The organism is Mycobacterium colombiense, from assembly GCF_001953985.1.
GTDB lineage: Bacteria > Actinomycetota > Actinomycetes > Mycobacteriales > Mycobacteriaceae > Mycobacterium > Mycobacterium colombiense_B.
The window spans coordinates 1-11,855 of record NZ_MBEI01000022.1 but is presented as its reverse complement, the minus strand read 5'-3'; the positions used below and the strand labels follow the sequence as shown (position 1 = coordinate 11,855).

Genomic DNA, 11,855 nt, shown 5'->3' with positions numbered 1-11,855 from the left:
TGCGCGTGTGCACTCATCAATGCTGAACCGACGGGTGCCTGAACTCTCCGTGAACTTCGCTTCCGGGCGCCGCTATTCGCCGGTCGGCGGCCCGAACCAGCGCCGCAACGCCGCACCCAGGGCGGCTTCGCCGGCCGGGCCGAATTCGTTGGCTGCCCAGGCGACATAGCCGTCCGGCCGGATCAGCAGCGCCGCGGCGGGCCGGTCGGCCATGCTCGCGCTGACGGTGTCGACGCGATCGGTCCAGCCACGCGCCGCGTCCGCGACTCCTCCGCCGAGGTCGAGCAGAACCGGGCGGGCGTCGTGCAGCAGTTCCGCGACCCGGCGGCCGTCGTCGAACGTCCAATCGGGCACCAGTTGACCCGACAGCGGATGGCCGTCGCCCACGTCATACCGGACGTCGGCGCCGGCGAGGAGCGCCGCCATGTGCTGTTGCGAGTCGGGGAATGTGAACAGCTCGCCCATCAGCGTTCGCAGCGCGCCTACTTCGGGGCCCGGCGCCATGAGCGCGATCTGGGCCAGCGAGTGCATCACGACGCGCCGGCCGACCGGATAGCGCTCGGACTGATAGGTGTCGAGCAATCCGGCCGGCGCCGTGCCGTTGATCTCGGCCGCCAGCTTCCAGCCCAGGTTCATCGTGTCCTGCAGGCCCAGGTTCAGGCCCGGACCGCCGAGCGGGCTGTGCACGTGCGCGGCATCGCCGAGCAACAGTACCCGGCCATGGCGGTAGCGCTCGACCTGCCGGGTGTTCTGCCCGTTGATCCGGCGAAGGGCATGCGGCCCTGCGTCTTTCGGCTCCTCGAACGGGATGTCCACACCCAGCACGCGGCGCGCGCTCTCGCGCAGCTCGGTGAGGTTCATGGGCACGTCGGGGACCGGTGGGCCGAATTCGATGGTCCCGAGCAGCGCCCGGCCCGGCTCGAATTCGGCATAGATGATTCCGCCGCGGTCAAAGCGGCTGTGCCCGAAGGGCAGCAGGCCGAATCCCGGGATCTCGATGCAGTAATGGGGTCGGCGGAGCTCGTCGGGGATATGCACGTGAGCCAGGCGGGCGACCATTGGCGACGTGAAGCCGGGAAAGTCGATGCCGAGTTTCTTGCGGACCAGGCTGCGCCCGCCGTCGGCGCCGACGGCATAGTCGGCGGTGAGGGTGTAACCGCGTTCGGGTGACGAGACCGTCAGCGCAACGGATTCCGGGTCCTGTTCGATGTCGACGAGTTCATGGCCCCAGCGCAGGTCCACACCGAGATCGCGGGCCTGCTTTTCCAGCAGCCGCACCAGCCGGGGCTGTTGCATGGGCAAGAGGTGCATGGGGTTATCGGGCACCTCAGAGAAGTTCAGCCCCATGGCCGCGAAAATCCATCCGGGGTTGGGTCGCGGTGGCGCGTCGTCACCGGTGAAGGCCTGATACAGGCCGCGCATGTCGAGCATTCGAACGACTTGTCCGACAAGGCCGTTGGCCTTCGGCTCGGAGCTGGGACCGGGCAGGGCGTCCAGCACGACGGGCCTGACACCGGCCAGTGCGAGCTCGCAGGCCAGCAGCAGCCCATTGGGCCCGGCGCCGGCGATAACGACGTTGGCGTGTTCGTCAGCCATGGCGTGCCTTCTTTCTGCGGGGCTCGGGTAGCCCCGCGCTGACGGCGGCGAATCCCTCGCGGATCAGTGCGGTGATGGCCACTGGTGGGTCGGCCCGCACGTAGGCGTCGGCCGCGGCGTCGCCGACGGCGCGCACGACGGACATCACCAATCGTGGATAGAGGTCGCGGTCGGGGTCGGTGCCCGTGCGTTCGGCGATCACGTGGAGTAACTCGTCGAATAGGTCGTGGGGCACGGAGTTTCGTACCTGAGGGTGCATGACGAGTTTGCGGACCTCGACAAGCTCTTGGCGGCTGGGTACGCGGTTCTCGACGCCGTATACGTCGCCGAAGTCGGCCTCCAACGGCTCGAGCACCGCATGGGTGAGCGCCGTCCACAGCGGCTCGTCGGCGGGCCGCTGCCGCAGCGCGGCAACGCTGCGCCGCACGCGTTCGGCCTGCCGGTAGGCGAGCGCCTCGTATTTGCCGCTGAAGTAGTTGTTGAACGTGCGCAGTGAGACGCCCGCCATGTTCGCGACGTCTTCGCGCGTCACGTTTTCCAGGCCGCGCTCGAAAGCCAGCCGCAACGCGGCGTCGCTGAGCGCGCGCCGCGTGTCGGCCTTCTTGCGCTCGCGGAGCCCGGTCATAGCGACCAACGTACGCCAAACTTGCCCAGTGGGCAATATTGCCTGGCGGGCAATTTTTCGTTGAGTGTGCGTTAGGGGCGTCGAGTGTGCAGCCACGGCGACGACACGCCGGGCCGGCCCGCCCAGGATGCACACTCGACGCAAACGAAAGGCCGCTAGCGTGTGCCCCAATCCCACCGGGGCGTCGTCACCAAAGTCTGGCCGCTGATCCGTGTTTCGCCCCAGTCCTTGTACAGCTCGATCTCGATGGCCTGGCTGTCGGCGCCGTCCTGTATATCTGCCACCGGCGTCGTGTTCAGGAATTCCAGCAGCGAGCGGGAGTGGGTGACCACCACGACCTGCGTCTGAGCGGCGGTGGTGCGGATCAGCGACGCCAGCGGGGCCACGAGGTCGGGGTGCAGCGAGGTTTCCGGTTCGTTGAGCACCATCAGCGAGGGTGGTTGCGGGCTCAGCAGTGCGGCAGCCCAGAGCAGGAAACGCAGTGTGCCATCGGATAACTCGGCGGCGCGCAAGGCGCGCAGCATGCCGCGCTGGCGCAGCTGAAGGTCGAACAAACCGTCGTGGATGGCGACGGAGACGGTGGCGCCGTCGAACGCCTCGGCGACGGCCCGGTTCAGGTCGTCGAACCCCGACTCGAGGATCGTCTGGATCGCGGCCGCCAGGTCGCTGCCGTCGTCGGAGAGCACCGGGGTGCGGGTGCCCACCTGTGGGTGCCGCGCGGGTGCGCCGGCGTCGACGCGGAAGCCGTCGTAGAACCGCCAGCCGCGCAACCGTTCTCGCACGGCCGCCAGCTCGGGAAGCGCGTGCGGGTGGGCGTATTCGGCGAGCACGCTGTGGTACGACGGCAGGGCTCGAGACAACTCGTCGAAGCCGCTGCCGGAGTCCGCGCTGGCCTCGGCGAACACACGCGACCGTCGCACCAGCGTCGAGCTGGGCCGCAGCACGGGGCCGGCGAACAGCACTTCCCGTTTGATCTCCGGGTCGCGCGCGAACACCGACTTGCCGGCCGACTGGGGGATGCCCAGATCCACCAGGTAGCCGAAATCGTCTGCGGCGAAGCCTAATTCGAGTGAGACCGGGCGGGTGCGCACGGTGCCCTCGGTCTTCCCAGTGCGTCGGGCGCCGGCCAGCTGCTCGGGGCCGGCCCACAGCACCGACTGCAACCCTCCCTCGCGGGCGAGTGACCCGATCACCTCGCCGCGGCCGCAGTCGGCCAGCAGGCGCAGCGCGCGGTACAGCGAGGATTTGCCGGCGCCGTTGGCGCCGGTGATGACCGATAGACGACGCAGAGGCAGGATCACCTCGCGCAGCGAGCGATACCCGCGGATCGCGACGGTGTGCAGCATGGGGCCGACTGTACGGTCGGCCACCGACGGGCCCTACTCCTCCTCGTCGTCGTCGTCGACCGCGGCGGCGATCAGTTGCACTTCCTCGAGATCCATCTCGTTCTGCAATTCGCGCAGCACGATGTCGTCGATCAGGTTCTGGTTGCGCAGTGAAGTGATTTCCCGGCGCTTGTGTTCGAGCACGCCCAGCCGCACCCGCCGGACCTTCTCGCGGCCCTTCAGGATGCGGGTGTCCGGCGAACCGTTCTCGGTGGCCAGCACCAGCGCCGCCTTTTCCTCGTATTCCTTTTGCAGCCGGCGCCTCAGGTCGTCGCCGATGCCGACTTCGTCGGCGACCGTGGGCAGTGCGGCGAGGGCGGCTTGAGCCCCCCGACAACGAGCCAATTGCAGTTCCTCGGCGTGGGTGGGGTCTTCGGGCATCTTCGCCCACCGGACCACGGCGGGCAGCGTGCTGCCCTGGACGAGGACGGTCACCAGGATGACGACGGTCACAATGAAGATCAGCAGACTGCGATCGGGGAAGGGCGCACCGCTCAGCGTCGTCATCGGCACGGCCACCGCGGCCGCAAGCGAGACGGCCCCGCGGAATCCCGCCCAGACGGTGACGAAGCGCTGGCGCCAATTGACCCGGCGTTCGCGTTGCACCTGGCGGCGGTCGATGAGCCGGATCAGCAGCGTGGTGATTTCGCCCCAGAAGATTCGAGACACGATCACCACGCCGGTGATCACCAGCGCCACGAACAAGGCGTGCCGAACTCCGCCGTCGACGCCCACGATGCCGCGCAGCGCTCCCGGGATCTGGACGCCAACGAACACCCACAACGAGCCGTTGAGCAGGAATGTCGCGATGTCCCAGAAGGCGAAGGACTGCAGCCGGGAACGGGCCCGGATCACCAACGGGCTGGCGTAGGCGAGGACCAGCGCCGACACCATCACCGCGACGACTCCGCTGCACTCCATCGATTGAGCCAGCAGGAAGGCCGCGAACGGCGTCACCAGGCTCAACGCCCCTTCCTCCTGGGGCGCATCGATTCGCTTGCGCAGCAGCGTCACCGCTCCACCGACCAGCAGCCCGGCGGCGATCCCGCCGAGGTAGGAGCCGATGAACCGGGCGGTCACCTCGGGCGGGGTGATCGCCGAGCCGCCGATCGCGACGTTGACGCTGACGGCGAACAGCACCAGGGCGGTGCCGTCATTGATGAGACTCTCGGCCTTGAGCACGGTCAGCGACCGGCGTGGCAGCTTCTTCGCGAGACCGGCCACCGCGGCCGCGTCGGTGGGCGATAGGACCGCGCCCAGCACACCGGCGGCGTGTGGATTCATGCCCAGCGCTCGCGCCGTCCACGACACCGCCACCGCGGTGGCGATCACCAGGACGACGCTGAGGAACACGATGATGCGCGCGTTGGCCCGGATCTCGCGGAAGCTGGTGTTGAGGCCCTCCCAGTAAAGGATCGCCGGAAGAAACAGCAGCAGCACGATCTCGCCGTTGACCCGGATGTGCGCGAAATGAGGGATCAGCCCCAGCAGGACGCCCAAAAAGATGAGCAACACCGGGGGCCCGACGCGATAGCGCCGCCCGATGAACGTCCCGACGATGACGGTGGACACCAGGGCAACGATCAGTTCAAGGCCAAACACCAGCCCATCCTGCCGGACGCGACGGTCGGCGGCGTCGTCGCCTATCTTCGGTCTGGATCGAGACCTATTAGGCTCCGGGGCGGAATCGGAAGGGGGATCTGGTGAAAGTCAGGCTGCTGGTAACAGTCGCCGTGCTGATGTTGTCGACGGTGGTGGGCTGCCACTTCGCATCCAGGAATCCCCCGTCGACCAAGACGCTCCAGGTACCAATGACCGATGTGCTGACGCAGAGCGAGATCAGTCAGAACGTCACCCTCGCCGTCGGCAACACCCTGGTGGTGGAGTTGGGCTCGAACTACACCACTCCCTACCGGTGGACGCCCGACACCAAGATCGGCGATTCGTCGGTCGTCAAGCAGCTCACCCACGAGTTCGTCCAGCCGACCTCCGACGCGCTGGGTGCACCGGGCGTCGAAGAGTGGACGTTCACCGCGCTGAAGCCGGGGAGCACCACGATCAGCACGGCGTACACCAGCTTTGTCGGCAAGGACGCCAAACCGGCGTGCACCTACACGCTGACCGTCACTGTGCAATAGGGCTGTGTGCTGCTACGAAACACCGGGTGCCGCAACGACATCGGCCCGCAGGTGCGCCGCGTAGACCTCGGCGAGGAATTGCTCGACGGCCACCGCGGTGTGCGCGGCGCGGACCGAGCCGAAGATGTCGAAAGCGTGTTGGGTGAGCGGTAATTCGGCATAAACGACCGGCTGGGCGCTGACTTGCCGGAGTTGGTCGACGAACGTGCGGGCTTGCTCGACGTAGGCCAGCGAGTCGTTGGTGCCGTGCAGGACGAAGAACGGGGGAGCGTCGGCGCGCACATGGTTAACCGGTGACGCGGCCTCGAACGTCTGCAGGTGCGTCGAGGGCTTTTGCTTGATGATCGACTTGATCAGCAGCCCCGGCATCATCGGGTGTAGCGTCTTGTCCAACCGGGTGAAGTCATAGATGCCGTAGAACGGCACCGCCGCCTGGACGCTGGTGTCGGCTTCTTCGAATCCCGGCTGAAATTGCGGGTCATTCTGGGTCAGCGCGGCCAGCGCCGTCAGGTGGCCGCCGGCCGAACCGCCGGTGATGACCACGAAGTCGGGGTCGCCGCCGTATTCGGCGATGTGCTCTTTGACCCAGGCCAGTGCGCGCTTGACGTCGACGATGTGGTCGGGCCAGGTGTTGCGCGGGCTGTGCCGATAATTGATCGCCACGCAGATCCAGCCGAGCTCGGCGAGGTGGCTCATCAACGGATGGGCTTGTCCGCGTTTGTTTCCCGTCGTCCAGGCGCCACCGGGGATCTGGAAGAGCACCGGCGCCTTGCCGGCCGGGTCGAGGTCGGGGCGCCGCCAGATGTCCAGGTGGTTGGCGCTGCCGTATTCGCCGTAGCTGATGTCGGAGTCGTGGGCGTAGTCGCGGTAGATGCGCAGCATCCTTAAGAGGCCGGGCGTCTTGGCGGTGCCGCTGCCGGCCGGGCGCCGCCACAGGTTCGCCGACTCGGTGAGCCGGTCGGCACCCAGTCCGTCGTCCAGCGCCTCGGCCAGGGGGATGTTGGCCCGATGGCCCGCGCGGCTGAGGTTGAGCAGGCCCAGCGCCGAGAGGCCGGCGACCACCCACGCGGTTATTCGCACGGGCCGGGTCAGGCGACGGCCGGTCAGCGCCAGGCCACCGAGCTGGGTCAGCAGCGTTTGCAGCGGTAATTCGGTGACGGCGAGCCCGAACATCCACGAGTACAGCGAGGGGAATCCGCCGCGCGCCAGCGGCCGGTAGGCGTTGAGGGTGGACGCCGCGGTGACGGCGGTGACCGCCAGCGACCCTATTTGCCGGATGACGTGGATGATTCGAGCTGTCCGCATTGCCTCACCTTACGAAATGGGTGGATGACTCTCGGATCCGCTAGCGCATGCGCTAGCGGATTTGGGACGGTCACCTTGGTCTGGAGAGGTGGGGCGGGGCTCGTCGTGCTCTCCGGGTGTGGATATGTGGCTCGCGAATCCGCTAGCGCCCGTGCTACCAACCCGGCGTGAACCACTACACCTACCGCGTCGCGTGGTCGCCCTACCATGGCCAATACGTCGGCGCCTGTCTGGAATTGCCGTTCATGCGCTACGAAGCGCCGACCGCGCAAGAGGCGATCGAGGCGGTCGAGACGGCCGTCGACCGGCACATCGAAATCATGCGGAACACCGGCGAAACGCTGCCGACCCCGATGGCGGACCGCAACTACAGCGGCACCATCGTGATCAGGACCTCCCCAGAGCTGCACAGCCGCCTGGCCGTCGAAGCCGCCGAACAGCAGGTTTCGATGAACCAGTGGGTTGTTCAGAAGCTTTCGGGACGACGGCCCAGCGATACGTTCGGGCTGTCCGGATGGGACTAGCGACGAGCGGAGGCTACGACGCCTCTGCCCGGCTTTCCAGCGCCTTGACCGGGGCGGGGTCGTTCTCGGTCAGCCCGACCTTCGCCGCGCCGCCGGGCGAGCCGAGCTCGGTGAAGAAATCGGCGTTGATCTGCAGGTATTGGGTGTGCTCGGAGGGCAGATCGTCTTCGTAGTAGATGGACTCGACCGGGCACACCGGCTCGCAGGCACCGCAGTCGACGCACTCGTCGGGGTGGATGTAGAGCATCCGGGCGCCCTCGTAGATGCAGTCGACGGGGCACTCCTCGATGCACGCCTTGTCTTTGATGTCGACACAGGGCTCGGCGATCACGTAGGCCACGAGTGTTGTCCTTCCTTCTGGGCTAGCGGGGTCAGCCGGCTGCGGGCCGTCAAACACGGTCTGGCTGGCTAATTTAGCGTGAGGACGCCCGCGTGGGCTACCGGCCTGCACGCCTGATGTGTCCCATCGTTCCGGCTCGGGCGGGGCGTGAGTAGAGGTTTGGCGTTGTGGTGTCACAAGCTATAGTTGTGTCACACGATTTGATTGTGAGTTGCCGCCCATGCCCCTCAGCCCCCGGTTGCCCGAACTCGCGTCGTTCGAGGCGTTTCTGGCGATCGCCGAGACCGGCAGCCTCGGCCGCGCCGCGCGCGAGCTCGGGCTGACCCAGCAGGCGATATCCCGGCGGCTGGCCACCATGGAGGCCCAGATCGGCGTCACCTTGGCCGTTCGGACGACGCGCGGCTCGCAACTGACGCCCGCGGGCCTGATCGTCGCGGACTGGGCGACCCGCTTGCTCGAGGTTGCCGGCGAGATCGACGCGGGCCTGGGCTCGCTGCGAAAGGAAGGGCGCGAACGCATCAGGGTGGCGGCCAGCCAGACGATCTCCGAACAGCTCATGCCGCACTGGCTGCTATCGCTGCAGGCCGAGGCGACGCGGCGCGGCGAGACCGCTCCTCAGGTGATTCTGACCGCCACCAACAGCGACCATGCCATCGCCGCGGTCCGCGATGGCAGCGCCGACCTGGGTTTCGTCGAAAACCCTGGTACGCCAAAGGGTTTAGGAAGCTGTGTGGTGGGGGAGGACGAGCTGGTGATCGTGGTGGGGCCCGACCACAAGTGGGCGCGACGGGGGCGGGTGGTGACCGCGCGCGAACTCGCGCAGACACCGCTGGTGGCCCGCGAACTCCATTCGGGCATCCGCGATTCGCTGACGGTGGCGCTGCGCAAGGTGCTCGGTGACGACATGGAACAGGCCGCGCCCGTGCTGGAATTGACCTCCGCTGCGGCGATGCGCGCCGCCGTGCTCGCCGGCGCGGGACCGGCGACCATGAGCCGGCTGGCCGTCGCCGACGACCTGGCGGTCGGCCGTCTGCACGCGGTGAACATCCCGAAGTTGGACCTGCGCCGCAAGTTTCGCGCCATCTGGATCGGCGGGCGCACCCCGCCGGCCGGAGCGATCCGCGACCTGCTCAGCCACATCCTCAGCACTGCGGCGTCGAAAAGCTAGGCCGCGGCGTCCTCGGCCAGGGCCTCGTCGTAGCGGTCGAGCACGGTCTCTGCCACCAGCCGGTGTGCCCCCAGCGGTGCCGCCATCGTAATGCCGTTGTCGCGGGCGAATTTTGACACGCCGTCGGTGATGAATCCCGGCGCCAAGAACCACGGCGCGATGACCAGGCGACGCGCGCCGCGGCGGCGCAACTGGTCGGCGGCGCGCGCAACCGAAGCCTCTGGCCGGGTGGCGAACGCCGTTGTGGCCCCGACCCATTGGGTGCCGGCGGCCAGCCTGGTCGCCACCTTCGCGGTACGCGCGTTGGCGGCGAGGTTCGACGAGCCGATCGCCACCACCATCACCCCGAGATCGTTGTCGAGTTCGGAAACCCCGACCTCGACGAGTCGTTCGCGCAGCACCGACACCAGCCGCTCGTCTTCTCCGAGCACGTCGGCCTGCCGGATGCCGTGGGCGCCGGCGTCGGCGATCTGCTTGGGGATGTCCAGGCGCGCGTGATAGGCGCTGGCCAGCAGCAACGGGGCGACCACCGCGCGGCGGACATCCGGCAACCCGGCCAGCACGTCGACGAAGTTCGGGGCGTTGAGCTCGAGGAACGCCAGCCGCACGTCGAGGTCGGGCCGCATCAGCGCCACCCGGTCGGCCACGGCCTCGGCGTTGGCGCCCGACCGTGGGTCGCGGCTGCCGTGCGCGGTGAGTACGAGTGTGTTCATCTCGGCCTCAGCGCAGCTCTTCCTCGTCGGCGCGCAGCGCCCAGGAGGCGAACGTCTCGCCGTCCTCGCGTCCGTCGATGTACTTGCGCGTCACCCGGTCGATGTAGTCGCCCAGTTCGGCGCTGGTGACCTTGTGCTGGCGCAGTTTTCGGCCGAAACCGCTCTGCTCGCCCAGGCCGCCGCCGAGGTGCACCTGGAAGCCCTCGACCGAGTTGCCGTCGCCGTCGTCGATCCACTGTCCCTTGAATCCGATGTCGGCCACCTGGATTCGGGCGCATGAGTTCGGGCATCCGTTGAGGTGCACGCTGATCGGGAGGTTGAGCTTGGAGTCGACGTCGGCCAGGCGCTGTTCCAGCTCGGGCACCAAAGTCTGTGCCCTAACCCGGGTTTCGGCGAACGACAGCTTGCAGTACTCGATTCCGGTGCACGCCATGGTGTTCTTGCGCCATGACGACGGCCGCGACGGCAGGCCCAGCGCTTCCAGACCCGCGACCAGCTCGTCGACCTTGTCGTCGGCGACGTCGAGGATGACCAGCTTCTGGAACGGGGTCCACCGCGCCCGGTCCGAGCCGGCCTTCTCCATCAGGTCGGCCACGGCCGACAGCGTGCTGCCCTTTACGCGCCCGACGATCGGCGCGACGCCCACGGCGTTGAGGCCGTTCTTGATCCTCTGCACCCCGACGTGGTCGATGGTGTGCTTGACCGGCGCGGGCGCCGGTCCATCGATCAGCCGACGATTCAGGTACTCGGTCTCGAGGACATCGCGGAATTTCTCCACGCCCCAGTCCTTGACCAGGAATTTCAGCCGGGCCTTGGCGCGCAGCCGCCGGTAGCCGTAGTCGCGGAACAGCTGGGTGACGCCCTCCCAGACGTCGGCGACCTCGTTGAGCGGAACCCACACCCCCAGCCGCTGGGCCAGCATCGGGTTGGTCGACAGGCCGCCGCCCACCCACAGGTCCAGGCCGGGGCCGTGTTCGGGGTGGTTGACGCCGACGAACGCGATGTCGTGCGTCTCGTGCGAGACGTCCTGCAGGCCGGAGACGGCGGTTTTGTACTTGCGGGGCAGGTTGGCGTACTCGGGGTTGTTCAGCGAGCGCCGGACGATCTCGTCGATCGCGGGCGACGGGTCGAGAATTTCGTCGAGCGAGTCGCCGGCCAGCGGCGAACCGTGGATGCCGCGGGGGCAGTCGCCGCAGGCCTCGGTGGTCTGCAGGCCCACGGATTCGAGCCGTCGCCAGATCTCGGGGACGTCCTCGATGCGGACCCAGTGCAGCTGCAGGTTTTCCCGGTCGCTGATGTCGGCGGTATCGCGGGCGAATTCGGTCGAGATCTGGCCCAGCGTGCGCATCGTGTGCGCGGTCATCGCCTTGCCGTCCGAGCGGACCCGCATCATGAAGTACTTGGCTTCGATCTTGTCGGTGTTCTCGTCGCCGGTCCAGCTGCCGTCGTAGCCCTGCTCACGCTGGGTGTAGAGGCCCATCCAGCGGAACCGCCCGCGCAGATCGTCCTTGGCGATGCTGTCGAAACCCTGCTTGGAATAGATGTTGATGATGCGGTCGCGCACGTTGAGCGGCGCGTCGTCGCTCTTGAACTGCTCGGCGTGGTTGAGCGGCTCGCGATCGCCCAGCGCCCACTGACCGTCGTTGCGGATCTTGACGGGACGTGCGGTGGTCATGTGGCGTTCTCATTCCTTATGGCGGCCTCAGATCGGCCGTGGTGCGGCCGCAGGGCGGGCTGTTGGGGCCGCGGCATCGCGATGATGTTGGGTCTGTAGGCACCCGCAAGTTCGTCATTGGACCTACGGGTCGCGATTTCCATGGTGCCCCAGTTACGGCGGCGTCAGTAGAGGTCATGTGTTGTGAAGGCACAACCCACTGTTGTGTGCGCCGCTTCACGTCTTCGCCCTTGGCGGCCAGAGGGATTGGCTCGGCGCTTAACGGATTCGCAGTAGTGTGGCCGCTTATGAGCACCTCCGACATCCACAACGTGATCGTTATTGGTTCGGGTCCTGCTGGGTATACCGCGGCGTTGTATACCGCGCGAGCGCAGTTGGCGCCGGTG

Annotated in this window: 12 protein-coding genes; 4 read left to right on the top strand and 8 right to left on the bottom strand. The window is 67.5% G+C overall.

The annotated features are described in order from the left end of the window. Positions 1–72: 72 nt before the first annotated feature. From A5732_RS04190 to A5732_RS04175, 4 genes are all read right to left on the bottom strand, one after another. Positions 73–1,596, bottom strand: coding sequence for an FAD-dependent monooxygenase (locus A5732_RS04190; protein ID WP_076100896.1), 1,524 nt, complete (start codon positions 1,594–1,596; stop codon positions 73–75). Next, on the bottom strand, positions 1,589–2,221 hold the full coding sequence (locus tag A5732_RS04185) for a TetR/AcrR family transcriptional regulator (protein WP_076100894.1): 633 nt from the start codon (positions 2,219–2,221) through the stop codon (positions 1,589–1,591). The genes A5732_RS04190 and A5732_RS04185 overlap by 8 nt, the downstream gene beginning before the upstream one ends. A 155-nt stretch (positions 2,222–2,376) precedes the next feature. Beyond that, entirely contained in the window at positions 2,377–3,567 is a 1,191-nt protein-coding gene (locus A5732_RS04180) for an AAA family ATPase (protein ID WP_076100891.1), read from the bottom strand. A 33-nt stretch (positions 3,568–3,600) separates the two neighbouring features. Further along, the gene (locus tag A5732_RS04175) at positions 3,601–5,208 is read right to left on the bottom strand and encodes a Na+/H+ antiporter (RefSeq protein ID WP_076100888.1); all 1,608 of its coding nucleotides are present in this window, start codon (positions 5,206–5,208) and stop codon (positions 3,601–3,603) included. A gap of 101 nt (positions 5,209–5,309) precedes the next feature. Between A5732_RS04175 and A5732_RS04170 the strand changes: the two genes are divergently transcribed. Beyond that, entirely contained in the window at positions 5,310–5,744 is a 435-nt protein-coding gene (locus tag A5732_RS04170) for a protease inhibitor I42 family protein (RefSeq protein ID WP_076053945.1), read from the top strand. A gap of 12 nt (positions 5,745–5,756) precedes the next feature. Here A5732_RS04170 and A5732_RS04165 read toward each other — a convergent pair whose 3' ends face one another. Then, entirely contained in the window at positions 5,757–7,049 is a 1,293-nt protein-coding gene (locus tag A5732_RS04165; RefSeq protein ID WP_076100886.1) for an alpha/beta hydrolase, read from the bottom strand. Positions 7,050–7,216: 167 nt separating this feature from the next. Here A5732_RS04165 and A5732_RS04160 point away from each other — a divergent pair, with 167 nt between their 5' ends. Further along, positions 7,217–7,573 (top strand): type II toxin-antitoxin system HicB family antitoxin, encoded by a 357-nt coding sequence (locus tag A5732_RS04160; protein WP_076053941.1) that lies wholly within the window; start codon positions 7,217–7,219, stop codon positions 7,571–7,573. Positions 7,574–7,586: 13 nt separating this feature from the next. Here the strand turns inward: A5732_RS04160 and fdxA are convergent, their stop codons facing one another. Continuing rightward, positions 7,587–7,913: a ferredoxin gene (gene fdxA, locus A5732_RS04155; protein WP_076100883.1), complete on the bottom strand. Its 327-nt coding sequence runs from the start codon at positions 7,911–7,913 to the stop codon at positions 7,587–7,589. A 220-nt stretch (positions 7,914–8,133) separates the two neighbouring features. On the opposite strand from fdxA, the gene A5732_RS04150 reads away from it, so the two are divergent. Continuing rightward, on the top strand, positions 8,134–9,081 hold the full coding sequence (locus tag A5732_RS04150) for a LysR family transcriptional regulator (protein ID WP_076100880.1): 948 nt from the start codon (positions 8,134–8,136) through the stop codon (positions 9,079–9,081). Here A5732_RS04150 and A5732_RS04145 read toward each other — a convergent pair. Then, a complete protein-coding gene (locus A5732_RS04145; protein WP_076100877.1) occupies positions 9,078–9,794 on the bottom strand; it encodes a sirohydrochlorin chelatase in 717 nt (238 codons plus the stop codon). The genes A5732_RS04150 and A5732_RS04145 overlap by 4 nt on opposite strands. Before the next feature lie 7 nt (positions 9,795–9,801). Then, positions 9,802–11,469 (bottom strand): nitrite/sulfite reductase, encoded by a 1,668-nt coding sequence (locus A5732_RS04140; RefSeq protein ID WP_076100874.1) that lies wholly within the window; start codon positions 11,467–11,469, stop codon positions 9,802–9,804. A 287-nt stretch (positions 11,470–11,756) separates the two neighbouring features. Here A5732_RS04140 and A5732_RS26880 point away from each other — a divergent pair. Beyond that, a partial coding sequence (locus A5732_RS26880) for an FAD-binding protein (RefSeq protein ID WP_364298302.1) occupies positions 11,757–11,855 on the top strand: 99 nt, incomplete at its 3' end.

Coding starts and splice junctions, on each gene's coding strand:
- A5732_RS04190 (WP_076100896.1), bottom strand. CDS start 1,596: ATGGCTGACGAACACGCCAACGTCGTTATCGCCGGCGCCGGGCCCAAT.
- A5732_RS04185 (WP_076100894.1), bottom strand. CDS start 2,221: ATGACCGGGCTCCGCGAGCGCAAGAAGGCCGACACGCGGCGCGCGCTC.
- A5732_RS04180 (WP_076100891.1), bottom strand. CDS start 3,567: ATGCTGCACACCGTCGCGATCCGCGGGTATCGCTCGCTGCGCGAGGTG.
- A5732_RS04165 (WP_076100886.1), bottom strand. CDS start 7,049: ATGCGGACAGCTCGAATCATCCACGTCATCCGGCAAATAGGGTCGCTG.
- A5732_RS04150 (WP_076100880.1), top strand. CDS start 8,134: ATGCCCCTCAGCCCCCGGTTGCCCGAACTCGCGTCGTTCGAGGCGTTT.
- A5732_RS04145 (WP_076100877.1), bottom strand. CDS start 9,794: ATGAACACACTCGTACTCACCGCGCACGGCAGCCGCGACCCACGGTCG.
- A5732_RS04140 (WP_076100874.1), bottom strand. CDS start 11,469: ATGACCACCGCACGTCCCGTCAAGATCCGCAACGACGGTCAGTGGGCG.